The sequence below is a fragment of the Bacillus spongiae genome, from assembly GCF_037120725.1.
Classification (GTDB): Bacteria; Bacillota; Bacilli; order Bacillales; family Bacillaceae_K; genus Bacillus_CI; species Bacillus_CI spongiae.
In genome coordinates this window covers 264893-288749 of the sequence record NZ_JBBAXC010000002.1, presented here as the reverse complement: position 1 = coordinate 288749, position 23857 = coordinate 264893, and the positions used below count along the sequence as shown (strand labels likewise).

Sequence of the window (23857 nt, the reverse complement as noted above, 5' to 3'; positions counted from 1 at the left end):
AGCCCTCCCTTTCAATCAACGATTTCTAATACGGTTTTCTTTTGTTGTTGAGAACCTGCTGCAGCGTATACTACAGTTCGAATCGCCTTCGCAATTCGCCCTTGCTTTCCAATTACCTTTCCCATATCGTCTTTATGAACAGATAACGTAAGCAAAATTCGATGATTTTCTTCTGTTTCTGTTACCGATACTTCTTCTGGATAATCGACAATAGGCTTTACAATTGCTTCTATCAGTTCTACCATAGATCCCGATTACTTACTGTTTTTCTCGTTGTGGAATTTTTCCATAATACCTTGCTTAGAGAACAAGTTACGAACTGTGTCAGATGGCTTAGCACCATCTTTTAGCCATTTAAGAGCAAGCTCTTCTTTAATATCAACGATTGCAGGCTCTGCAACTGGGTTGTAAGTTCCTACAGTTTCAATGTCACGTCCATCACGTGGTGAACGAGCATCTGCTACTACGATACGATAGAAAGGAGATTTTTTTGCTCCCATACGTTTTAAACGAATTTTTACTGCCATGTTTAAAGCACCTCCGAATAGTTTCACACAAGATAGTATAATATCAAATGTATATATTGTTTGTAAAGTCTTTTTTCTTAACAGACGTTAGTATAATACCAAATAACATCTCTGTTTGTAAAGTCTTTTTTCTTAACAGCTCTGTTTTTTTAGAAAAACTTACATAAACGGGAATTTAAACCCTTTCTTTTTCCCTTTTCCTTGCATACTTGTCATTTGTTTCATCATTTTTTTCATATCTTCAAATTGCTTAAGTAGTCGATTCACTTCTTGAATGGTCCTACCGCTACCCCTAGCAATTCGTTTTCTTCTGCCTGCGTTAATAATTTCAGGATGGAGTTTTTCTTCTTTTGTCATCGATTGAATGATGGCTTCTATATGACTTATTTGCTTCTCATCAACGTTCATCTTATCTAAACCTTTGATTTTATTCGCACCTGGCATCATCTTAATTAGTTCATCAAGTGGTCCCATTTGCTTTACCTGACTTAATTGTTCAAGAAAGTCATCAAACGTGAAAGAAGCCGTTTTAATTTTTTGTTCAAGCTCTTTTGCTTTAGCTTCGTCTACATTAGCTTGAGCTTTTTCGATAAGGGATAATACATCTCCCATCCCCAAAATTCGTTGCGCCATACGCTCTGGATGAAACGGCTCAAGAGCGTCCATCTTTTCACCCATTCCGACAAACTTAATCGGCTTGTCTGTAACAGATCGAATACTTAAGGCTGCACCACCACGAGTATCTCCATCAAGTTTCGTTAATACAACACCGGTTATCCCAAGTGCTTCATTAAAATTCTCTGCTACATTGACTGCGTCTTGCCCCGTCATAGCATCAACGACTAAAAATATTTCATCTGGATTTGTAAGCTCTTTAATTTGTTTTAACTCTTCCATTAAATGTTCGTCAATGTGAAGACGTCCTGCCGTATCAATCAAAACATAATCATGATGTTCTTCTTTTGCTTTTTCTATCCCTTGTTTCGCAATTTCAACAGGGCTTACTTTATCTCCCATTGAAAAAACAGGCAAACTTAACTGCTTTCCAAGCGTTTCTAATTGCTTAATCGCTGCAGGTCTATAAATATCTGCTGCTACTAAAAGGGGTTTACGATTGTTCTTTTTTCTTAATAAGTTAGCAAGTTTCCCAGTAGTCGTCGTTTTACCGGCTCCTTGAAGACCTACCATCATAATAACGGTTGGAGGGCGTTTATTTACCGCAATGACACTTTGCTCCCCACCCATTAGTTCTGTTAGCTCTTCCTTTACTACCTTAATAACTTGTTGGCCAGGAGTAAGGCTTTGCATAACCTCTTGACCAACTGCTCGTTCACTTACTTTCTTGATAAATTGCTTTACTACCTTGAAGTTAACGTCTGCTTCTAATAGAGCAAGACGTACTTCTCTCATCATTTCTTTTACATCCGATTCAGAAACCTTACCTTTTCCACGGATTTTTTGCATCGTATTCTGAAGTCGGTCGGCTAACCCTTCAAACGCCATAATGCCGCCTCCTAATCTAAATTCTCTATTAATTCAAGAAATTGATATAAATCGTCTTTCCCAACATCATCTGTTTCTAGGTCCTTTTTTAACTGTTGAATCAGTTTAGATCTTTGTTGAAATTTTTCAAAAAGCTTTAATTTCTCTTCGTACTCCTCAAGCATGGCTTCTGTCCGTTTAATATTGTCATAGACTGCCTGTCGGCTCACTTCATATTCTCCAGCAATTTCACCTAATGAGAAATCGTCTAAATAATATAAGGACATATAGCTTTGTTGTTTTGGAGTTAACAACGAAGAATAAAAATCATATAGATAATTAAGTCTCGTCGTTCTTTCTAGCATTCATCTCTCCACCTTTGTTAAGTGAAAAACCTTTACATATGAAGGATACCTAGACACCACTTAAAAGTCAAGCAGAAGATTACTCTTCCGCTTGATCGACAAGGTCAGAAAATAAGCCATATACATACTTTTCAGCATCAAACGGCTGAAGGTCATCCATTTTTTCGCCTAACCCTACAAATTTCACAGGGATTTGTAGCTCATTACGAATCGCTAGGACAATTCCACCCTTCGCTGTTCCATCTAGCTTTGTTAAGACGATCCCAGAGACATTTGTAGCCTCTTTGAACGTTTTGGCTTGAATTAAGGCATTTTGTCCCGTTGTGGCGTCAAGAGCAAGCAACACTTCATGAGGGGCACCAGGAACTTCTCGTTCGATTACTTTTTTTACTTTCTCAAGCTCTTTCATTAAGTTAACTTTATTTTGAAGACGACCGGCAGTATCACATATTAACACATCGGCTTTTTTAGCTTTAGCAGATTGAACCGCGTCGAACATGACGGCTGCAGGATCAGATCCTTCCGTTTGTTTCACAACATCTACCCCTACTCGATCTCCCCATACTTCTAATTGCTCAATAGCACCCGCACGAAACGTATCGCCTGCGGCTAATACCACTTTTTTACCTTCTTGTTTAAATTTATGTGCTAATTTCCCTATCGTTGTCGTTTTCCCTACTCCATTTACTCCAACAAATAAGATGATTGTTAACTCATTGTCTTGCATGTTTAGTTCACTAGATGATACGTTTCCACCTTCATAAATTTCAACTAATTTCTCTGAAATTACACTTTGAACTTCTTTTGCATCTTGAATGTTTCGACGTTTGACTTCTAATTTCAATTCGTCTATTAACTCCATAACCGTATTAAACCCAACGTCTGCTCCGATTAAAATCTCTTCAAGTTCTTCGAAAAAATCTTCATCGACCTTACGATACCTCGCCACAAGGTCATTCACTTTATTCGAAAAATTATTTCGTGTTTTAGTTAAACCCTCTTTAAATTTGTCTGTCACACTATCTGTGGAGGTAGTAAATTTATCCTTAAGCTTTTTAAAGAAACTCATTTGAACACTTCCCCTTACTTTGTTTTCATTAATTCTTTCGTTTCTTCCAATTTGACTGAGACAAGCTTGGATACACCGGACTCTTGCATCGTTACCCCATATAGCACATCCGCTTCTTCCATAGTCCCTTTACGGTGTGTAATGACAATGAACTGAGAATCCTGGCTAAAATTGCGCAAATAAGAACTAAACCTTTGAACATTAGCTTCATCCAATGCAGCTTCGACCTCATCTAAAATACAAAAAGGCACCGGTCGAACCTTTAATATTGAAAACAGCAGTGCAATGGCCGTTAAGGCTCGTTCACCACCAGATAACAGCCCTAAATTTTGGAGCTTTTTCCCTGGCGGTTGTGCAACAATCTCTACCCCAGTTTGGAGTAAATCATCAGGCATCGTTAAGACAAGGTCTGCCCTTCCACCTCCAAACAACGATTGAAAAACAGTTTCGAAATGCTCCCTTATTGAAATAAAAGTATGTTCAAACCTTTTTTTCATTTCTTCATCCATTTCATCAATAACAATAAATAGTGTATCCTTTGCCTCTTGTAAATCATTTTTTTGTTCAATTAAAAACTCATACCGCTCCGATATTCTCTCGTATTCATCAATTGCTCCGATATTTACTGTCCCAAGCTCTTCAATCGCTAGTTTAATTAATTTTAGCTTCTTTTTAGCTTCTTCAATATTTAGCATTAAAGGAAATTCTTCTTTTGCAGCTTCGTAGCTTAATAAATATTCCTCTCGTAAGTAATTTAATCGATTATCGAGCTCTACATCCAGGCGGTTCATTCTAACTTCTTCATCTTTTAAGAACACGGTAATTCCACGATATTGACGCTGTAATTCTTTTTGTTCTATCTCTTTGTCTTCAATTATCTGAGAGATTTCCATACGCTCTTTACGTCGTTCAGAAATTAACGAAGTTGTATCTTCTTTTTGACCCCTTGTTTCTTCTGCATTTTGTTCTAGTTGCTCTTCTCCGCTAAAATTAGAATTAATTTCTTCCTTTAACCACTCATAATCTTCTTCAATTCGTATTTTTTTATTTTGGGTAATGTTCATTTCCTCATCTAAAAATACTTTTTGTTTAGATGTATTAGAGAGCTTCTCGCCTTTAACCGCTAATTCAGCTTTCAAATCACTTAATTGTTTTGATAATTCATCTTTAGAAAATGTCTGATCGGCTTTTCGCTTCGTTAACTCTTCTATATTTTTGTTTAATTCAAGCAAGTCGTGCCCGATTGACTCAATCATAGCATCCAATACTTCTTTTCTCTTGTTCATTTTTTCTTGTGCAGAGTGAAAATCATTCATTTCTAAATCATATATCGCCAGCCGCTCGTTCATGTTTTGTTGAGCGATTTCAAGCTCTCTGAGCTGAGCTTTCACTTCTTGTTCTTTTAAACGGTTCTGTTCGCCTTTTCGTCGTGCATCCTCTATTTTCTTCTCTTGAAGTTCAATTGAAGACTTCAACTTCCTTAAATTATTTTCCAAAAGGGATGACTGTGCTTCCATTTTTAGAAGCTTTTCCTTTATATCATCTAATTCCCCTTTTCTTGAAAGTAAGGAATTTGTTTTTTGCTTTAGCGCCCCTCCTGTCATCGAACCTCCTGGGTTTACAACATCCCCTTCTAAAGTGACCATTCGATAACGGTAAGAAGTCTGTTTGGCAATCTCATTAGCACCCTTTAAATCCTTCGTAATGACAACATTCCCTAATAAGCTTGCTATTACATTTTCATAGTCTTTGTCATATTGTAGAAGTTGTGCTCCTAGCCCTACAAATGATGAATGACTTGAAATAGACCTAAAAAGAGCATCAGGGATCGTTTTCCCTTTAATTGTGGTCAATGGTAAAAATGTTGCTCGTCCAAATTGATGTTGCTTTAAATAAGAAATCGCTTTTCGTGCATTTTTTTCATCATCAACTACAATATGCTGCATCGCAGCACCAAGGGCCGTTTCCATTGCTTTTTCATATGCTTTTTCCACATGAATTAGCTCAGCAACAGCTCCGTGTACACCTTGTAATTTTGTTTCCCTTGCTTTTAATACTTCTTTAACACCTTGATAGAATCCAGCAAAACCTTCCTCCATCTCCTCAAGCATTTCTTTCCGTGATTTTGCTTGTTGTAAAAATTGATACGCTTGGTAGAGAGCCGTTTCTTGCTTCTGATATTTTTTCTTCGTCTGTTCTAACCCTATTTGTTCATTTCGATATAAAGTAACTTGGTCATCTAGAGACTGTTGTATATCTTTCAGTTCATTTAATAATAGCTCTTTTTTTTCTTCTATTGCTTCTCGCTCGGTTACATATTTTTCATTTTCTAATTCTAGACGAGAAGTTCTAGAAGCTTGTTGCTCCACTTGTTGAGTTAAGTACTGCTTCTCGTTTCGAGCATTTGCTTGTTCATTAATTTTCTCAAAGTATTCTGTTTTTAAATCTTCAATTTTTTCATCTATGTTCTCATTTAGCTTAATTAATTCACTTTGCGCCTGCTGCACTTTACGTTTTAATTCTTCAACTGTACTTGACAGAGTAGCATATTCTTTCTCTACTTCTTCTTTCTGTTTGTATAACGATTGCTCTTTATCCAAAAGCTCTTTTATACTTTCTTCCAGTTGTATTTTATTTTGTGAAGCGTTTTTCTTTCTTTCCTTTAACACTTCTTTACGACCTTCTAATTTCTCTAAATCTTCACTAACCGTAAGCAGGACATTTTGGAGGTCATTTATCGATTCATCTAAAGCAACCATCTGGTCCTTCTTCTTCACTAATTCAGAGTCTTTTTCGTTTAAGATGGTCGTTAATTGTAACTCTCTTTCCCTTTGCTCTTCCAACGTTTGTTTTGAGGATTCCCACTGTTTATGTAAATCTTCAATCTCATGAACAGTGACGGCCACCTCAAACGCCTTTAATTCATCTTTTTTATCGAGAAAATCCTTTGCAATACTCGCTTGGATTCGTAGCGGTTCGACTTGACTTTCCAATTCATGGAGAATATCATTTACCCGGTTAAGATTCTCTTGTGTCTCTCCAAGTTTCGTTTCTGCTTTTTTCTTACGATGTTTATATTTTAATACTCCGGCCGCCTCCTCAAAAATTGCACGTCGGCCTTCTGCTTTACTATTTAAAATTTCCTCTACTTTTCCTTGAGAAATAATTGAAAAGGCTTCTCGGCCAAGGCCGGAATCCATAAATAAATCAACGATGTCTTTTAACCGACATGTTTGCTTATTAATTAAGTACTCGCTCTCTCCTGTTCTGAAGACTCTGCGCGTGATACTTATTTCGTTATAATCAATAGGCAAAAATTCATCCTCATTGTCTAATGTTAAGGTGACTTCTGCAAAGTTTAAAGATTTTCTAGAATCACTTCCAGCAAAAATAATATCTTCCATTTTTCCGCCACGTAGAGATTTTGCTGATTGTTCACCAAGAACCCAGCGAATCGCATCTGTAATGTTACTTTTTCCACTCCCATTCGGACCCACTACAGCTGTAACCCCAGGGACAAATTCTACAGCAATCCGCTCAGCAAATGATTTAAAACCTACGACGTCTAAACGTTTTAGGAACATCTTCCTTCTCCTACCTTCTGTCTTAAATATTCTGCTTTAGTTTATCGAGGGCCATCCGTGCAGCATTTTGCTCTGCTTCTTTCTTCGATCTACCCTTACCTATCCCTAGTTCTGTTCCACTTAAAATCACTTGTGAAATAAATTCTTTATTGTGAGCAGGACCTTTTTCTTGAAGGATTTTATATTCTATCCCTCCAACTCCATCTCGTTGAACAAACTCTTGTAGCTGACTTTTATAATCCATCACATGAGAAAAAGCACCGTTCTTTATTTTAGGAAATACAATCTTTTCTAAAAAGGAGACAACTTTATCCGTTCCTTGATCTAAATATAAAGCGCCGATAAAGGATTCAAAAACATCGGCAAGTAAGGAAGGACGGTTTCTGCCTCCAGTCATTTCTTCTCCTTTTCCTAAGAGTACCAACTCACCAAACTGCAGCTCGTTAGCAAAAGTTACCAAGGACGGTTCACAAACAATTGCGGCACGTAACTTAGTTAATTCTCCTTCACTCATCGTTGGGTATTTTTGATATAGAAAATGAGAAATGGTCAATTCTAACACTGCATCTCCTAAAAACTCTAAACGCTCATTATCTTCGAACGGTTTCTTACGATGCTCATTCACATAGGATGAATGTGTAAAAGCTTGTTTTAATAAAGAATCATTTTGAAACGTAATTTCAATATCATTCTGAAAACGTTTAAAATCCCTCTCTATTTCATTCCAATTTTTTAGATTATGATTTTTGTTTATTTTTCGCATAGTGCCTCCACCTTGCTTGAAATTCTTTATAACACCAGTATACATTTACTAGATTTTATTTCAATTATACTAAAATGGTAAAGCCTTTTCTAAATAATATTAATGATGTTTATTAAAGAGCACTATACCATCTCACAAAGAAAGCCCCGTTAGAAACGGAGCCATCGTAGGTGATTATTGATTACTATTTATGTAATTCACAGCATCACCTACTGTGCTGATTTTTTCTGCATCATCATCAGAAATTTCCATATCGAACTCATCTTCAAGTTCCATTACTAGTTCTACTACGTCTAGTGAGTCCGCTCCTAAATCATCTTTAAAAGATGCTTCAAGAGTTACTTGTGCTTCATCTACACCTAGGCGATCAACAATGATTTTCGTTACGCGATCTAAAACCTCTGCCATGTTTTTCACCTCCTTTCAAGTCATTCATTATAGTAAAACATTAAGTAGAAAAGTTCAACCTCCATTTGGATCGATATACCCATAAGTCTACGGTTAACAAAGAGCTTAGATGTCAATATTCATTCTTTCTTTTCATTTAAAAAGTAAACATCGATCCAACTTCTTTGAACTAGCTACTTTTTACATGGCCATTCCCCCGTCAACTTGAAGCGTCTGTCCCGTAATATAGGAAGCATCTTCTGAAGCAATGAAAGCCGTTAGCTTTGCAATATCTTCTGGTTTACCTAATCGAGCTAACGGAATTTGCTTTAACATTTCATTTCGAACTTCTTCTGGAAGTTCGTCTGTCATATCCGTAGTGATAAAACCTGGCGCAATCGCATTGACAGTAATATTTCTCGATGCTAATTCCCTCGCCGTTGTTTTCGTTAAGCCGATAACTCCAGCTTTTGCTGCAACATAATTGGCTTGACCAGGATTACCAGTAATCCCTACGATGGAAGCAATATTAATAATACGTCCATTTCGCTGCTTCATCATTTGTCTTGTTACTGCCTTTGTGCATAAGAAAACACCTTTAAGGTTCGTATTAATTACATCGTCCCATTCTTGCTCTTTCATTCTCATAAGCAACGTATCACGCGTAATTCCTGCATTGTTTATTAAAACATCTAGAGAGCCAAATTCCGAGATGGTTTGTTTTACCATATCGCTAACTGCTTCACTGTCGCCAACATTACATTGAATAGCAATAGCTTCGCTACCATTTGCTTTTAATTCATCCACCACTGCATTTGCTTTTGCTTCACTACCTGAATAGTTAACAACAACATTTGCACCCTGGCTACCACATTCAAGAGCTACAGCGCGACCAATACCTCTTGAAGCACCTGTTACTAGTACTGTTTTACCTTTTAGTTTCATTCCTAATTCTCCTTTAAGGTTTGTAGCGTTTTTTGCAAGCTTGCTTCATCATTAACTTGCAGAGTCATAACTCTACGGTTTACTTTCTTGATTAAACCAGATAACACTTTCCCAGGTCCTACTTCGACAAAGGTCGTTACACCTAAGGAGAGAAGTTCTTCGATAATATCCTCCCATAACACAGGAGAATACAGTTGCTTTAGAAGTAGGGATTGAATTTCTTCTTCGTTAGTCACAGGCAACGCTGTCACATTGGAAATAACCGGAACAGATGCTGGTTGAAAATCGGCACGATCGAGGACCGTTTCGAATTGATCAGCTGCTGGTTTCATTAATTGGGAGTGAAAAGGACCACTAACGACTAGAGGAATAACCTTCTTCGCCCCCGATTCCTTTGCCGCTGTCGCAGCCTTTTCCACCCCTTCTTTTGTACCTGATATCACAATTTGACCAGGGCAATTCAGGTTGGCTAATTGCACTGAGTCCCCTTCTGCCGTTACCTTTTCAGTTATAGCTGATAAAGTGGCACGATCTAACCCTAAAATCGCGCTCATACTCCCTTTACCTGCTGGAACTGCTTCATTCATAAGTGACCCTCGTTTATGAACAACTTCCACCGCATCATCAAAAGGAAGTACATTTGCAGCGACTAGAGCAGAATACTCTCCTAAGCTGTGACCTGCCACATAATCTGGAGTGATTCCTTCTGCCTTTAACAATTGTAAAAACGCCACACTCGTTGTTAAAATTGCTGGTTGTGCATTTTCAGTTTTAGTTAAAGTCTCTATTGGTCCCTCAAATATCATTTGAGAGAGCGAAAATGGTAGCTTTTCATCTGCTGCAGAAAAAATATCTCGAACGGAGTGATAAGAGTCCGCTAATTCTCTCCCCATCCCAACTTGTTGTGAGCCTTGGCCTGGAAATACAAATGCAATTTTACCCATATAAACATCCCCCCACCTATTTTATTTTTGATTTTGCCTTTCTACCGCTTCCTTAATGGTTGTAGGTACATCATAAATGACCATACTTCGCGCTTGTTTAATAGCATTTAAGATGGCATTGGCGTTTGAAGACCCATGCGCCTTAACAACTGGCGCTTTCAATCCAAACAACCCTGCTCCACCGTATTCTGTATAATCCATTTTATCTTTAATCGAAGTGAGGTCACCCTTCACCATTCCTGCTGCTATTTTTGATTTTAGAGAAGAGGTAAATACATCTTTTAGCATTGAGAAAATACTGATAGCCGTTCCTTCAAGTGTTTTTAATACCATGTTGCCAGTAAATCCATCAGTGACGACAACATCTGCTACTCCTTGTAGCAAATCTCTAGATTCAACATTCCCTACAAAATGCAAATCCGTATCTTTTATCATGGAAAACGCCTGCTTTGTCAGCTCATTCCCCTTCTTCTCCTCTGTTCCAATGTTTAATAAACCGATACGAGGATTTTCTATACCACGTACTTTTGAAGCATAAACACTCCCCATGATGGCATATTGAAGTAGGTGTTCTGGTTTAGCATCTACGTTCGCCCCTAAATCCAACATTAGAAAGCCTTTACTATCAATCGTTGGTAAAGTAGGTGCTAATGCCGGACGATCAATGCCATCTATTCGACCAACAACAAATAATCCAGCAGCCATTAAAGCTCCTGTATTTCCCGCTGAAATACATGCGTCGGCTTTCCCGTCTTTTACCGATTGTGCCATCATAACCATCGAAGCATTTTTCTTTCTTTTAACAGCTCTAACCGGTTCATCCGTTCCTAAAATCACTTCATCTGTATGTACAATTTCTAAGCGCTCGTTTGAATCAAGCAATGGCGAAATCTTCTCCTCATTTCCAAACAAGATGAATTCTATATCGCTGAATTGCTCGCGAGCTAATAATACTCCTTTTACAATCTCGTTTGGTGCGTTGTCTCCACCCATTACATCTATTGCTATTTTCATTTTGAAACATCCTTTGCATCAATTTTCGAACGATACATTTCAAAGATACCATTAAAAACAAGTTCTTGTCCTACATAACTACTTACTTCCACGATGGTTCGTCCTTTTTCATTTACCGACGTTACAACCTTCGCTTTCGCAATTACCCTTTCCGCAATCTTTACAGGGCGATGATAACGTATTTTTGATTCCGCAGTAAGTGCCAAGTCATCGTTAATAACAGCAACAGCCAAAGAGTTTGCTTGCGCAAATAGGTGGTGTCCACGAGCAATTTGGTTACGCTTAAAAACATGCTCCACATTCACATCAAATATCGAAATTGCACTTTGGTCTAATTCTATATCTATTATTTCACCAATCACTTCTTCAATTGGAAGTGATTTGACTTCATCAGTAAACGTTTTTTCAGCAACATGCTTTATTCTTTCCCTCAATTCAGGGATGGATAATTCCATTCGATCTAATCTTATCGTTTGCACACTGACAGCAAATTGTTCTGAAAGCTCTTCATCTGTAATAAAAGGGTTTTCTTGAATCGTTTGCTGTAATAGTTCTTGACGAACCTTTTTTGATTGTCTCATAACTCACACCGTCCATAATTAGCACTAGGTACTAATAGTAGTATATAATTAAAAAGAGCAGAATGCAAGAACATATCTTACCTTCCACTCTTAATCTAGCTTTTCACCTTCCATTACCCCAGATTCTTGAAGATACCTTCTTAACGCGCTATATTCATCATTTTCCCAAAACTCTACTGACTGGATAAGCTTTTTTGCATCATCGCGGGCAACTTCTAACGTGCGATAATCATGCACCATATCAGCTACTTTAAATTCAGGAAGACCACTCTGTTTTTTTCCGAAAAAATCTCCAGGTCCCCTTAGTTCCAAATCCTTTTCACTTAATACAAACCCATCGGTTGTTTCAGTCATAATTTGCATCCGCTCTTTTCCTACTTCCGTTTTAGGATCAGCTAATAATATACAGTAAGATTGATGTTCTCCTCTGCCGACTCGTCCCCTTAGTTGATGCAGTTGCGATAACCCAAACCGCTCCGCATCATAAATGACCATCATGGTAGCATTTGGTACATTTACCCCTACTTCTACAACAGTAGTTGATACTAGTATTTGCAAATGATTGTCACTAAATTCCTGCATAACATGATCTTTTTCTTCTGCGCTAAGCCTTCCATGCATTAACCCAACCTGCTGTCTTCCCTCAAAGTATAAGGACAATTGACTATGTACATCTATAGCATTTTGCACATCCAGCTTCTCTGATTCCTCAATTAGAGGACATATAACGTAAGCTTGCCTTCCATTGGACAGCTCTTTTTCCATAAATTTCAACACGCGTTCGAGCATTTCTTGCTTCGCCCAATACGTTTCTATTCTTTTTCTTCCTGCAGGCATTTCATCTATAACAGAGACATCCATTTCTCCAAATACAGTAATGGCAAGCGTCCGAGGAATAGGCGTAGCCGTCATGAATAGGACATCTGTATTTTCTCCCTTTTCACGAAGGATACGTCTCTGGCCTACACCAAACCGATGTTGTTCATCCGTTATGACTAAGCCTAAGTGTTTAAACGAAACCTCATCTTGAATTAGGGCATGGGTCCCAATAAGAATATCAACCTCCCCTTCCTCTAATTTTTCTAGTAACAGTTTTCTTCTCTTTCCCTTTACAGATGATGTTAGCAAAGCCACATTTAAACCAACTGGCTGAAGAATTTTCATCAAAGATTCCGCATGCTGCTCAGCTAATATTTCTGTTGGGACCATAAGTGCTCCTTGAAATCCAGCCGTAACACTAGCATATAGTACAATTGCCGCAACGATAGTCTTCCCAGATCCTACATCCCCTTGTAGGAGACGATTCATTCGGTAGGGAGATTTCAAATCTGTCAAGATTTCATTAACGACTCTCCTTTGTGCATCCGTTAAGGAGAATGGTAGCAAACCAATGAGTTCTTTCACTTTTTCTACATGATACTGTTGGGAAATCCCGTAGGAATTTTCACGTTCAAACTTTCTTAGTCCTTGCATTTTCAACTGAAAATGTAGAAATTCCTCATAAACAAATCGTCTTCTCGCTTGTTTCATATCATCAGGCGAAGAAGGAAAATGTAGTTTTTCTAAAGTACTTCTCTTATCCAAAAGCCTATATTGTTTAAGAAGGTGGTCAGGTAAGTTTTCCTCAATCAACTCACTGTGTTTCAAAAACGCTTGTTCTAATAGTTTGCGAATAGTTGAACTAGAAATTGACCCTTTTAATGAATAGACCGGTTCAAAATCTTTTTGGGTATTATGAGGTCCTAAAGTATAGCTTTGGACCGTAACGATTTGACGATGTTTATCCCATTTCCCACTTATGGTTACCGTATCACCGATGGAGATTTTCTTCTTTAAATATGGTTGATTAAAAAAGATGGCTTGGATTAAATATCTCCCAACGAGCAACCTTATAGTAAGACGGTTCTTCTTCCTACCATAATACATAAGAGAAGGCTCACTATGAACCTTCCCCTCTACTGTTACTCTTTCTTCGTGAGCTACTTCTGTTAATTCTTTTAACCGATAGTCCTCATAGCGATAAGGAAGATACTCAAATAAATCAGCTACTGTATGAATCCCTGTATCGGCTAATTGTTGTGCTGTTCCCTCTCCAACACCCTTTAACACTTGAATAGGTAAGCGAACTTTATTCATTTTTCTTTTCTAGCGGTATCCCAAAGATTTTCGCTTCTAGCTCTCTCCCCGTTGGAGTAGCCGCTAACCCTCCTTGTGCCGTTTCTCTTAATGCCACGGGCATACTTAAACCAATTCTATACATAGCATCAATCACCTCATCACAAGGAATTCGACTTTCAATTCCAGCTAAAGCCATGTCAGCCGCAACCATCGCATTCGCAGCGCCCATCGCATTACGTTTGACACATGGTACTTCAACGAGACCTGCTACAGGGTCACAGACAAGCCCCAGCATGTTTTTCAACGTAATCGCCATCGCTTCCGCACATTGAGCGGGAGACCCTCCGGCCATCTCAACAATCGCGGCAGCTGCCATCCCCGCTGCAGACCCCACTTCTGCTTGACACCCTCCAGCTGCTCCGGAAATGGAAGCATTATTTGCAACAACAAAACCAAAAGCACCTGAAGTAAATAAAAAGCGAACCATCTGCTCACGTGTGGGATTCAACTTGTTTTTGACAGCAAAAAGTGTTCCTGGGACGACACCAGCAGATCCTGCTGTGGGTGTTGCACAAATTGTCCCCATTGCTGCATTCACTTCATTTGTGGCAACGGCCTTACTAACTGCATCAAGTATCGTTTCACCACTTAATATATTTCCTTTTTCAATATACTTCTTCATGAGTAGGGCATCACCACCGGTTAACCCTGAATGAGATTGCACACCATTCAATCCCTTTTCGACTGCTTGCTCCATTACGACTAAATTACGTTCCATTAACTCCATAACATCAGTTCGTGATTTTTTCTTATATTTCATTTCTTGCTCAATCATGATGTCAGAGATCTTTTTATTTTGACTATCAGCTAATTCAACTAATTCTGCAACATTACGAAACATATAATCAACTCCTAACCATTAATGAAAGCGCTGTCACTTTTAGGGTCTTTTAATCTACAATTCTTGTTACCTGAGTAATATTATTTAGATTTGAAATTTCCGTTAAAATATTATCGTTAATATTTTGATCTACTTCGATTGTCATTAAAGCCATTTTGCCAACCTCTTTTCGAGATACTTCCATATGACCAATATTGACTTTATACTTAGCTAAAATAGCAGAGACTGACGCTATTGCCCCAAACCTGTCATCATGGACAACTAATATAGCTGGATGATGTCCACTTAATTTTAATTGAAAACCGTTTAGCTCGATTATTTCTATTTTTCCACCACCAATAGAAATTCCAACAAGTTCCATGGAGCCATTTTCATCCCCTATATTAATTCTTGCCGTATTAGGATGGTCTGTAATCGCTTCCTCTTCATGAAAGGTGATTCGAATCCCTTTCTCCTTCGCGATGTCAATTGCGGAAATAATACGTTCATCAAATGTATCAAAATCTAATATCCCCCCAATAAGAGCAACATCAGTTCCATGGCCTTTATACGTCTTAGCAAAGGAACCATATAATGAAACCGTTACCCATTTCGGTTCTCTCCTAAACAAACTTCGTGCAACGCGACCAATCCTTGCAGCACCTGCTGTATGAGAACTTGAGGGTCCAATCATAATTGGGCCGATAATATCAAAAACGGATTTGTATTTCATAATCTTTCCCCTTCCCCTTATACTTTTCTCCCATATGGAAATAGAAGGGGAATCCCCTTCTATTGAAAAAACTATTCAATTGAAAAAATAAATGAATACAAAGGCTGCTTTCCATCATGAACTTCAATTTCAACATCTTCAAAATGTGATTCAACATACTCGGAAATTGATTCAACTTCTTCAGATGTGACCCCTTCACCATGTAAAATGGTGACGATTTCAGTATCTTCATCAATCATATTTTCGAGCAATAATTTTGCAGATTCTAATTTATTCGAGTTTGTTATGACTATTTTGCCATCGGCTATCCCCATGAAGTCATCTTTAGCAATTTCAACACCATCAATATTTGTATCGCGAACTGCGTACGTTATTTGACCTGTTTTTACAAATGAAAGTGCCGTTGTCATTCCTTCTTTATTTTGCTCTATGGTGGCAGAAGGGTTAAAAGAAAGTAAGGCAGCCATTCCTTGTGGTACTGTTTTGGAAGGGACCACTACAACATCTATGTCAGCAACTTCGGAAGCTTGTTCCGCCGCCATAATGATGTTTTTATTATTCGGAAGAATAATTACCTTCTCAGCATGAACCTCTTCGATCGCTTTTAAAATATCTTCTGTGCTAGGGTTCATGGTTTGTCCACCTTCAATTACATAAGCAGCACCGATACTTTTAAATAAATCAGCAATTCCTTCTCCCATAGAGACCGTTACAATACCATACTCTTGTTTTTCTCTTTTCTTCGGAAGGTCGGTTTGAAGGGGCTTTGTGTCCCCTACAATAGACGTATGCTGTTCTCTCATATTTTCTATTTTTATTTTAATCAAGTCACCATATTGTTGTCCATAAGAAAGGACTTCACCAGGCTGTTCAGAATGAATATGAACCTTAACAATATCATCGTCTGAAATCACTAATAGTGAATCGCCATATTGACTTAAGTCTTCTCTGAACACTTCTTCAACAAATGGATGATTAGCTGTTTTCTCATTTGTAAATCGAACCATAAATTCTGTACAGTAGCCAAATTCAATATCTTCTGTATTTATGAAGTCCTGCGCCTTATGGTGCTCAGCACTAACAAGCTCCTCCATATGAGGTTGAAATGATTTCATTTCCGATACGGTTTCACCTTTCAATTCTGCTAAAAAGCCTTCATAAATTAGAAGTAAACCTTGACCACCACTATCCACAACCCCGACTTCTTTTAATACTGGAAGTAATTCAGGTGTGCGATTTAAGGAAGCTTGTCCTTCATCTACAACTTTTTGCATAAACTTAACAAAGTCAGACTCTTCTATGGCAATTTCTATTGCCTTTTTTGCAGCATCTTTTGCTACGGTCAAAATCGTCCCTTCAACAGGCTTCATAACCGCTTTATAGGCTGTATTAACACCTGCTTCTAAAGCAAGAGCAAATTCCTCTGTCGTCACGTTATGCTTTGATTCAATGGCTTTCCCAAACCCTCTAAACAATTGAGATAAAATGACTCCAGAATTTCCACGAGCACCCATTAAGAGACCTCGGGAAAGAAAAGATGCTACTTTACCGATTTCTTCCCGTACATTCTGCTGAACTTCTTTAGCTCCTGATGTCATTGATAAGTTCATGTTTGTTCCAGTATCTCCATCTGGAACAGGAAATACGTTTAATGCATCGACCATTTGAGCATTTGTTGATAAGTGATTTGCTCCTTGAATGACCATCTCTGCAAAACGTTTTCCATTCAATGCTGTAATTGACACAAATCTTTCCTCCTCACTACGGGTTCGTCACACGAACACCTTGCACAAAAATATTAACAGAGTCAACCGTTAATCCTACGGTTTTATCCAGAGTATATTTCACTTTTGATTGTACATTATTAGCTACCTCTGAAATTTTTGTTCCATAACTAACAATGATAAACATATCAATATGTACTTCTTCCTGCTCTTGACGTACAATCACACCACGTGTGAAATTTTCTTTTCGTAATATGTCTGTCAAACCGTCTTTGATTTGATTTTTCGAAGCCATACCAACGATACCATAGCAATCCATTGCTGCTCCACCAGCAATCATTGCAATTACATCGTTTGAAATATCGATTTGTCCTAATGAGTTTGTTAGTTCGATGGACATTTATCGTTCCCCCTTAAATGTGTAGTAAGGCTGTTTCCACTTATAAAACCGACACAGCTACTATACAATATACTTGCTTGGCTACAGCCATTTTACTATAACTATTATATTTTTAAAAGCAAAACTAAATATGTATTATATAAAATCCCCTTTATCTTGTCTAGTATTCCCTAAAAGCTACTAACAGGATCATTATTTAGTCTTTCATTTTAGTCAATCTTTACGAGTTCAGCGATAAAACTAACTGAACATTCGATTAAAAAGACAATTGCAAGTGGAAATCTTTAGATATTATTTTTGCGTCAAGTAATTTTTCTTGATAAGTTTTCGTTGAAGTATTGCATTATGAAAGTGGTTATGATAAATTATTAAAGTATGTTTGAGATAAAGATGAATTGTGAAACTGAAAATATGTTTCAGCTTCATTTTTGTGAGGAGGGAATATCATGCCAAAAAAATGCGTAGTTACAGGTCGTAAAGCTCGTTCTGGTAACGCTCGCTCCCACGCGATGAACGCTACAAAGCGTACTTGGGGCGCTAACCTTCAAAAAGTTCGCATTCTTGTAGACGGAAAGCCTAAACGTGTATGGGTTTCTGCAAGAGCATTAAAATCCGGTAAAGTAGAACGCGTATAATCAGCGCTCAAGGTATATGCACTCGTGCATATACCTTTTTTACTATTGTCACCCTAACTAACATGCTACAGTCGACTTTAACTACACGAGATACATTAAAGTTATTTTCAAAAAATATCCCTCTATAACAAGGTCCTTTATAAAAGAGAAGAGTAAATCTTTTGATTACTTGATATGGACCTTTTTGTTTTCCTGCCGAGCTCTTACAGGAATGCATTTTACATCTTCTAATTATTTTTCCTTCTTGATCATAGTATTGACCGTTCTCCTTCCTTTCATTATGAATAGTAGCTACTGGTATTGCCTCTTCTTTTCCAAACTGTATATTGTTAACCTTTTTCCACAAAAAACGGCTTCTCCCGACTGTATCTAACAATGGAGATGCCGTTTTTTCGTGTTCAAGAGATAATAGTATAGGTACAAATGACTGAAAAAGATTAAACTCTAAGTTTGAAGCTAATAAGGAACAAATAACAACAATTCGTTAAAAAACCTATTCTTTTTTGAACGTTCCTAGCATGGCACGGACAAGGCCGCCTATAAACCTTGGTAGTTTAATGGTATAAAATCTCATAATATTCCCTCCCCATGAATCATAAAGCTTCAATCCTCTTTGACGTTTTATTTTATTCCTCTGAATTCATTTTGTGTGCATAATTAGTAAGATATTAATCTGTACTTCTTACCATTAATAATATGCCACTCGTGAAGGAAAAAGTACCAGATGATTGAATAAGTTCATTACTAATACATAGCGTAGATCCTAACTGGAGAGAATGTCGATTTAGTTCATATTTAAAACCCAAAAGCGATAAATTCTCAACTTTTTCACTCATGGAGAAAAATGAAATATAGCGCTTTTCTTGCTCTATGTCTACTGTATATTCTCCTGGGGGAAATACAACCAAGGTATTCTTACTATCCACTATTTCTACATTACAAGAAATTTTATTTGTTACCTTTCGGATTAGGAGTTGTATATTTGCGATAAAATGATCCATTCTCCCCCCCGTTGCTCCGAAGATTCGAATTTTATTTGGTGACTGCTCTATCGCCCATGTATACGCTAGTTCCATGTCTGTTTCATCTTTTTCCGGATGATAACGATAAACTTGTTCTACATTATGTTTAATTTCTTCAAATTCTTCTTTTGATACAGAATCAAAATCTCCGAATGCTACCTTAGGTGAAATGGATTGCTTCATTAATGTATATACTCCTCGATCCACACCTACCCAAATTATTTCTGGTGAATTCCAATTATGTAAACTCGGAAGCTCAGTTAACGGTCCGCCTCCGACTATATGAATAATCATCTTTTTCTTTCCACCCTTCCTTAGCAACCTTTTCTTCTGCCCTTTTTAAAGTGACATTTATCATCCAATATAAAAAAGGCACGTTATAAGATTAGTTCCTTATAACGCCCCCTTGTTACTATTACTTAAATATCCCTTGTCTAATCTTCTTAATAGCTTGTTCTCTGTCCGCATGATTATAAATAGCTGAGCCTGCAACAAATACATCAGCTCCAGCATCAGAACATAATTTAGCTGTTTCCGGATTTATTCCTCCGTCTACTTCAATCTCAATCGGTAAATTATTTTCTTCAATCCAGTTACGGACGGTTTTAATCTTAGGCAAAACAGAATGAATAAATGACTGACCTCCAAATCCAGGATTGACTGTCATCATAAGAACCATATCTATATCTCCTAATACATGTTGAATCATCTCCGGTGGGGTACTAGGGTTTAAAACTACTCCCGCTTTAATACCGAATGACTTTATTTGTTGTATAGTCCGATGAAGATGCGGGCAAGCTTCTACATGAACGGTAATGATATCTGCTCCAGCCTGTGCGAACGCTTCAATATATTGATCTGGATTTTCAATCATTAAGTGCACATCTAAAGGCAATGTAGTAACAGGGCGGACCGCCGAAACAATTAATGGCCCTATCGTAATATTAGGAACAAAATGTCCATCCATTACATCAATATGGATATAATCTGCTCCCCCTTTTTCAACATCTATTATTTCATTTTTCAACTGTGCAAAATCTGCTGACAAAATTGATGGCGCAATCTTAACCATAAACTAGTACCTCGGCTTTCTATCTTTAATCTCTTCAAAAAATTGTACATAATGTTCGTATCGATAAGTAGGAATATCACCAGACTGTACGGCACTCTTAATCGCACACTTAGGTTCATTCAGATGTAAACAGCCTCTAAATTTACATTCATTCTTTTTCTCTACAAACTCCGGAAAACAACTACCTAATTCTTCTAGTTCCAATTCCGTGAACTCTAAAGAACTAAAACCTGGTGTATCGGCAACCCACCCACCTTCAACATCTATGAGCTCCACATGACGGGTTGTATGCTTCCCTCTTCCTAAATGAGAAGAAATATGATTTGTTTTTAATTCAAGCTCAGGCTTAAGGGCGTTTAACAATGAACTTTTTCCCACACCGGACTGACCGGCAAACACGGAAATAATATTTTTTAAATAAGGTTTTAACTCGTCTAGTCCTTCTTTAGAGAATGAAGAGGTAGGGATTACATCATACCCCATCCCTCTATAATCCTCTATATAAGAAAGGATATCCGTTTTTTTCTTATCTTGAACCATATCCATTTTTGTAATACATATTAGCGGTTTAATCCCCTTTGCTTCTACAAGCACAAGAAATCGATCAAGTAATGAACTACTAAAATCAGGTTCCACTGCAGAAAAAACAAGAATAGCTTGCTCAACATTCGCTATTGAAGGCCTTATTAATTCATTTATTCTAGGTTTAATTTCTAAAATATAGCCCTCTTTTTCATTATCAGCTTGATAGACAACATAATCTCCAACTAAAGGCGAAATCTTATTTTTTCGAAATACTCCTCGTCCTCTGCACTGAACTATTTTATCTCCACTTTGAACGTAATAAAAACCACTAAGTGCTTTCATTATTTTTCCTTCTGGCATTACAGCCCTCCTACTTTCAATTCATTATTCTGCTTCCTCGAATGTTAGTTCGTCCTCGATAATAACCTCACCATTACGGATTACCTTCCATGACGCTTTTTCACCTTCTTCAATATGAAACTGAAATTGATAAGGTGTATTTTCAGTTATTTCAATTGTATTTACTTCTTCATTTAACGTAGCTGAGTCTTGATAGGATACCGTTACTTGATTAGGCATACCATCTTCTGTTGGTTCATAAGGTATCATAATGGTCTTTGTTACTCTTCTTGGAGGTACTTCCTCTTTTCCTTTTGACAATACGACCTCTACAGTACTTCCAACTTCAATCCGAGCTCCAGCTGATGGATTATGTCGAATAACGTGGTTTTCAGGAACGTCGTCACTATATTCTTCTTCTAAATACTTAATTGTAATTCTCTTTTCACGTTCATAATTATTTAGGTCATTAAGAGACATATTTTTCAAGTCATCCAGCGTAAACGTTTCTATTCCTTGACTCACACTTAATATAATCTCTGTTTCTTCTGGGACAACCTTTTCACCAGGACTAATATTTTGCTTCGTAATAGTCCCTTCTGATTCTGTGCTGAATACAGGTTCTTCACTTACTTTAAAACCTAAAGTTGTTAATTGCTTCTTAACCTGTTCATAGCTATTACCTATATAATTCCCCACAGAATAGGTTTCCTTTCCAGTACTAATGTATAAGTCTATTTCAGTACCTTCTTTTACAGATTGGCCTGCTTTGGGAGAAGTTTTAATAATTAACCCTTTCTCAATTTCTTCATCGGGCAATTCTATTTCATCGCCGAACTCAAACCCTTGACTCGATAAAATACTATAAGCTTCCCTTAAATTCTTTCCAGATAGGTCTGGTACTTCCACTTCTTTAGAGCCCATTAATAAAGGAACAATAAAATAAGCTGAGATTCCTAACCCTAACACGAAGAGCGTCAAAATAATCCATAACCATTTTCGTTTTTTCTTTGGCTTCTCCTTTACCGTTTGTACCTTCGGTTGTTCAGCCGTTTCATGAATTTTTGTTTCCGATAGATGGCTATTAACATGATGATCTGTAATAATCGGAATAGCTTTCGTCGCCTCTTCATCTAGCGGTATTTCAAATTTCTGCTCGTTTATTCTTGCAGCATCCAATGCTGTTGATAAATCTTCCTTCATATCCTCAACACTATCGTATCGATGAAATGGATCTTTAGCGGTTGCTTTTAAGACAACATTCTCGATACTTTGAGGAATGTTCGGTGTCCACCTTTTTAAAGACGGTGTCTCTGATTGCAAATGCTTTAATGCAATAGAAACTGCAGATTCCCCTGAAAACGGAAGTCGCCCTGTAATAAGTTCAAACATCACGATTCCTAATGAATAGATATCAGACTTTTTTGTTGCCATCCCACCTCTGGCTTGTTCTGGAGATAAATAATGAACTGACCCCAAAACTGAATTGGTTTGAGTAATTGAGGTGTTAGTTAATGCCATCGCGATCCCGAAATCCGTAATCTTGATATTTCCTGAATGATCAATTAAAATATTTTGTGGTTTGATATCACGATGAATAATATGATGTTGATGGGCATGCTGGATTGCGGAAGTTAGTTGGTTCATAATATCAATCGCTTTATCGATTGATATTGGATACTGCTTTTGTATGTATTGCTTTAAAGTAAGCCCATCTACATACTCCATTACGAGATAATAGATACCATCTTCTTCTCCAACATCAAAAATGCTTACGATATTAGCATGCGCAAGACTTGTTGCAGACTGCGCTTCACGTTTAAATCGACGAATAAATTCATCTTGAGTAGCAAAATCCATCCGTAATACTTTCACGGCTACATCACGATCAAGAATCATATCTCTGGCTAAATAAACATTGGCCATCCCTCCGCCCCCGATCATCTCAAGGACTTTGTAACGACCATTAATTCTCTTTCCTATCAACATTCTCTATCACCTACTTTCATCACCGTTTACAAACTCTAGCAAAACAATGGAAATATTATCTTCTCCTCCATTATCATTGGCTAAATCAATCATGTATTGGGCTCTTACTTGTAAGTCATTAGAACTAGTAATGATATCTAACATTTGAGATTCAGATAGTTTATTACTAAGTCCGTCTGAACAGAGAAGCAGCACATCATCCATTTCAAACATGATGGTTTTCACATCCGCTTCTACATGTTGTTCCGTACCTAACGCACGTATGAGCACATTTTTTCGTGGATGAAATTCTGCATCTTCACGCGATATTTGACCTGTCTTCACTAACTCATTAACAAAAGAATGATCATTTGTTACTTGAGTCAACCCTGATTCATTATAAACGTATCCTCTACTATCACCAATATTTGCTATCGTTAGAAAACGATCTGTACAAATTGCGGAAACAATTGTGGTTCCCATTCCTTCACATTCTGGATGTGTTCTTGCGTGCTCTAGAAGCTGTTTATTTACATTTAAAATATGCGTTTTTAGCCAGTCTTCTGATTGTTGAGCAGTTTGAAACTTGTCTGATTTCTCCCAGTAGTCTGCTAATAAGCTTACAGTCATTTCACTAGCAACATCGCCAGCATTATGACCGCCCATACCATCAGCTACGATAGCCAAGCGGTCCCCATGTTGATTGATAAAAACTCCTCCATGGTCTTCATTATGCTGACGAACTTTACCTGTATCTGTAAGAAATATAGCTTTCACGTT

24 protein-coding genes are annotated in these 23857 nt (G+C 37.5%); 1 reads left to right on the top strand and 23 read right to left on the bottom strand.

Annotated features, from left to right (window positions below; genetic code table 11):
- Positions 1–11: 11 nt before the first annotated feature.
- The 17 genes from WAK64_RS03560 to WAK64_RS03480 all read right to left on the bottom strand — a co-directional run bounded on the left by WAK64_RS03560 (position 12) and on the right by WAK64_RS03480 (position 17516).
- Entirely contained in the window at positions 12–245 is a 234-nt protein-coding gene (locus WAK64_RS03560; RefSeq protein ID WP_336585567.1) for a KH domain-containing protein, read from the bottom strand.
- 9 nt (positions 246–254) lie between these two features.
- Positions 255–527, bottom strand: a complete 273-nt coding sequence (rpsP, locus tag WAK64_RS03555; RefSeq protein WP_336585566.1) for a 30S ribosomal protein S16 — start codon at positions 525–527, stop codon at positions 255–257.
- A gap of 159 nt (positions 528–686) precedes the next feature.
- The gene (gene ffh, locus WAK64_RS03550) at positions 687–2030 is read right to left on the bottom strand and encodes a signal recognition particle protein (RefSeq protein WP_336585565.1); all 1344 of its coding nucleotides are present in this window, start codon (positions 2028–2030) and stop codon (positions 687–689) included.
- A gap of 11 nt (positions 2031–2041) precedes the next feature.
- On the bottom strand, positions 2042–2374 hold the full coding sequence (locus WAK64_RS03545) for a putative DNA-binding protein (RefSeq protein WP_336585564.1): 333 nt from the start codon (positions 2372–2374) through the stop codon (positions 2042–2044).
- Between the two features lie 79 nt (positions 2375–2453).
- Positions 2454–3443, bottom strand: coding sequence for a signal recognition particle-docking protein FtsY (gene ftsY / locus WAK64_RS03540; RefSeq protein ID WP_336585563.1), 990 nt, complete (start codon positions 3441–3443; stop codon positions 2454–2456).
- Between the two features lie 14 nt (positions 3444–3457).
- A complete protein-coding gene (gene smc, locus WAK64_RS03535) occupies positions 3458–7027 on the bottom strand; it encodes a chromosome segregation protein SMC (protein ID WP_336585562.1) in 3570 nt (1189 codons plus the stop codon).
- A gap of 22 nt (positions 7028–7049) precedes the next feature.
- Complete coding sequence (gene rnc, locus WAK64_RS03530; RefSeq protein ID WP_336585561.1) at positions 7050–7790, bottom strand: ribonuclease III; 741 nt, start codon at positions 7788–7790, stop codon at positions 7050–7052.
- Positions 7791–7964: 174 nt separating this feature from the next.
- A complete protein-coding gene (gene acpP, locus WAK64_RS03525) occupies positions 7965–8198 on the bottom strand; it encodes an acyl carrier protein (RefSeq protein WP_336585560.1) in 234 nt (77 codons plus the stop codon).
- Between the two features lie 180 nt (positions 8199–8378).
- A complete protein-coding gene (gene fabG, locus WAK64_RS03520; protein WP_336585559.1) occupies positions 8379–9122 on the bottom strand; it encodes a 3-oxoacyl-[acyl-carrier-protein] reductase in 744 nt (247 codons plus the stop codon).
- A gap of 2 nt (positions 9123–9124) precedes the next feature.
- Positions 9125–10066, bottom strand: a complete 942-nt coding sequence (gene fabD / locus WAK64_RS03515) for an ACP S-malonyltransferase (RefSeq protein ID WP_336585558.1) — start codon at positions 10064–10066, stop codon at positions 9125–9127.
- A 21-nt stretch (positions 10067–10087) separates the two neighbouring features.
- Positions 10088–11080 (bottom strand): phosphate acyltransferase PlsX, encoded by a 993-nt coding sequence (gene plsX, locus WAK64_RS03510; RefSeq protein ID WP_336585557.1) that lies wholly within the window; start codon positions 11078–11080, stop codon positions 10088–10090.
- Complete coding sequence (gene fapR / locus WAK64_RS03505; RefSeq protein ID WP_419465883.1) at positions 11077–11661, bottom strand: transcription factor FapR; 585 nt, start codon at positions 11659–11661, stop codon at positions 11077–11079. The genes plsX and fapR overlap by 4 nt, the downstream gene beginning before the upstream one ends.
- Positions 11662–11751: 90 nt before the next feature.
- The gene (gene recG / locus WAK64_RS03500; protein WP_336585556.1) at positions 11752–13797 is read right to left on the bottom strand and encodes an ATP-dependent DNA helicase RecG; all 2046 of its coding nucleotides are present in this window, start codon (positions 13795–13797) and stop codon (positions 11752–11754) included.
- Entirely contained in the window at positions 13790–14680 is an 891-nt protein-coding gene (gene sdaAA / locus WAK64_RS03495; protein WP_336585555.1) for an L-serine ammonia-lyase, iron-sulfur-dependent, subunit alpha, read from the bottom strand. The genes recG and sdaAA overlap by 8 nt, the downstream gene beginning before the upstream one ends.
- A 49-nt stretch (positions 14681–14729) precedes the next feature.
- Positions 14730–15392, bottom strand: coding sequence for an L-serine ammonia-lyase, iron-sulfur-dependent subunit beta (gene sdaAB, locus WAK64_RS03490; protein WP_336585554.1), 663 nt, complete (start codon positions 15390–15392; stop codon positions 14730–14732).
- A 71-nt stretch (positions 15393–15463) separates the two neighbouring features.
- Positions 15464–17137: a DAK2 domain-containing protein gene (locus WAK64_RS03485; RefSeq protein WP_336585553.1), complete on the bottom strand. Its 1674-nt coding sequence runs from the start codon at positions 17135–17137 to the stop codon at positions 15464–15466.
- A gap of 16 nt (positions 17138–17153) precedes the next feature.
- Entirely contained in the window at positions 17154–17516 is a 363-nt protein-coding gene (locus tag WAK64_RS03480) for an Asp23/Gls24 family envelope stress response protein (protein WP_336585552.1), read from the bottom strand.
- 446 nt (positions 17517–17962) lie between these two features.
- Here WAK64_RS03480 and rpmB point away from each other — a divergent pair, with 446 nt between their 5' ends.
- Positions 17963–18151, top strand: a complete 189-nt coding sequence (gene rpmB, locus WAK64_RS03475; protein WP_336585551.1) for a 50S ribosomal protein L28 — start codon at positions 17963–17965, stop codon at positions 18149–18151.
- Between the two features lie 493 nt (positions 18152–18644).
- Here rpmB and spoVM read toward each other — a convergent pair whose 3' ends face one another.
- The 6 genes from spoVM to WAK64_RS03445 all read right to left on the bottom strand — a co-directional run bounded on the left by spoVM (position 18645) and on the right by WAK64_RS03445 (position 23854).
- Complete coding sequence (gene spoVM, locus WAK64_RS03470; RefSeq protein ID WP_336585701.1) at positions 18645–18725, bottom strand: stage V sporulation protein SpoVM; 81 nt, start codon at positions 18723–18725, stop codon at positions 18645–18647.
- A 94-nt stretch (positions 18726–18819) separates the two neighbouring features.
- Entirely contained in the window at positions 18820–19467 is a 648-nt protein-coding gene (locus tag WAK64_RS03465) for a thiamine diphosphokinase (protein ID WP_336585550.1), read from the bottom strand.
- Positions 19468–19588: 121 nt separating this feature from the next.
- Positions 19589–20245, bottom strand: coding sequence for a ribulose-phosphate 3-epimerase (gene rpe, locus WAK64_RS03460; protein ID WP_336585549.1), 657 nt, complete (start codon positions 20243–20245; stop codon positions 19589–19591).
- A gap of 3 nt (positions 20246–20248) precedes the next feature.
- Positions 20249–21130 (bottom strand): ribosome small subunit-dependent GTPase A, encoded by an 882-nt coding sequence (rsgA, locus tag WAK64_RS03455; protein ID WP_336585548.1) that lies wholly within the window; start codon positions 21128–21130, stop codon positions 20249–20251.
- A 24-nt stretch (positions 21131–21154) separates the two neighbouring features.
- Positions 21155–23098 carry a Stk1 family PASTA domain-containing Ser/Thr kinase gene (gene pknB, locus WAK64_RS03450; protein ID WP_336585547.1) on the bottom strand — a complete coding sequence of 648 codons (1944 nt, stop codon included), beginning with the start codon at positions 23096–23098 and terminating at the stop codon, positions 21155–21157.
- 6 nt (positions 23099–23104) lie between these two features.
- Positions 23105–23854, bottom strand: a complete 750-nt coding sequence (locus WAK64_RS03445) for a Stp1/IreP family PP2C-type Ser/Thr phosphatase (RefSeq protein ID WP_336585700.1) — start codon at positions 23852–23854, stop codon at positions 23105–23107.
- Positions 23855–23857 lie beyond the last annotated feature (3 nt).

Bases quoted from the DNA above. Each gene is read 5' to 3' on its own strand.
- WAK64_RS03560 (WP_336585567.1), bottom strand. From the start codon at position 245: ATGGTAGAACTGATAGAAGCAATTGTAAAGCCTATTGTCGATTATCCA.
- rpsP (WP_336585566.1), bottom strand. From the start codon at position 527: ATGGCAGTAAAAATTCGTTTAAAACGTATGGGAGCAAAAAAATCTCCT.
- ffh (WP_336585565.1), bottom strand. From the start codon at position 2,030: ATGGCGTTTGAAGGGTTAGCCGACCGACTTCAGAATACGATGCAAAAA.
- WAK64_RS03545 (WP_336585564.1), bottom strand. From the start codon at position 2,374: ATGCTAGAAAGAACGACGAGACTTAATTATCTATATGATTTTTATTCT.
- ftsY (WP_336585563.1), bottom strand. From the start codon at position 3,443: ATGAGTTTCTTTAAAAAGCTTAAGGATAAATTTACTACCTCCACAGAT.
- smc (WP_336585562.1), bottom strand. From the start codon at position 7,027: ATGTTCCTAAAACGTTTAGACGTCGTAGGTTTTAAATCATTTGCTGAG.
- rnc (WP_336585561.1), bottom strand. From the start codon at position 7,790: ATGCGAAAAATAAACAAAAATCATAATCTAAAAAATTGGAATGAAATA.
- acpP (WP_336585560.1), bottom strand. From the start codon at position 8,198: ATGGCAGAGGTTTTAGATCGCGTAACGAAAATCATTGTTGATCGCCTA.
- fabG (WP_336585559.1), bottom strand. From the start codon at position 9,122: ATGAAACTAAAAGGTAAAACAGTACTAGTAACAGGTGCTTCAAGAGGT.
- fabD (WP_336585558.1), bottom strand. From the start codon at position 10,066: ATGGGTAAAATTGCATTTGTATTTCCAGGCCAAGGCTCACAACAAGTT.
- plsX (WP_336585557.1), bottom strand. From the start codon at position 11,080: ATGAAAATAGCAATAGATGTAATGGGTGGAGACAACGCACCAAACGAG.
- fapR (WP_419465883.1), bottom strand. From the start codon at position 11,661: ATGAGACAATCAAAAAAGGTTCGTCAAGAACTATTACAGCAAACGATT.
- recG (WP_336585556.1), bottom strand. From the start codon at position 13,797: ATGAATAAAGTTCGCTTACCTATTCAAGTGTTAAAGGGTGTTGGAGAG.
- sdaAA (WP_336585555.1), bottom strand. From the start codon at position 14,680: ATGTTTCGTAATGTTGCAGAATTAGTTGAATTAGCTGATAGTCAAAAT.
- sdaAB (WP_336585554.1), bottom strand. From the start codon at position 15,392: ATGAAATACAAATCCGTTTTTGATATTATCGGCCCAATTATGATTGGA.
- WAK64_RS03480 (WP_336585552.1), bottom strand. From the start codon at position 17,516: ATGTCCATCGAACTAACAAACTCATTAGGACAAATCGATATTTCAAAC.
- rpmB (WP_336585551.1), top strand. From the start codon at position 17,963: ATGCCAAAAAAATGCGTAGTTACAGGTCGTAAAGCTCGTTCTGGTAAC.
- spoVM (WP_336585701.1), bottom strand. From the start codon at position 18,725: ATGAGATTTTATACCATTAAACTACCAAGGTTTATAGGCGGCCTTGTC.
- WAK64_RS03465 (WP_336585550.1), bottom strand. From the start codon at position 19,467: ATGATTATTCATATAGTCGGAGGCGGACCGTTAACTGAGCTTCCGAGT.
- rpe (WP_336585549.1), bottom strand. From the start codon at position 20,245: ATGGTTAAGATTGCGCCATCAATTTTGTCAGCAGATTTTGCACAGTTG.
- rsgA (WP_336585548.1), bottom strand. From the start codon at position 21,130: ATGCCAGAAGGAAAAATAATGAAAGCACTTAGTGGTTTTTATTACGTT.
- pknB (WP_336585547.1), bottom strand. From the start codon at position 23,098: ATGTTGATAGGAAAGAGAATTAATGGTCGTTACAAAGTCCTTGAGATG.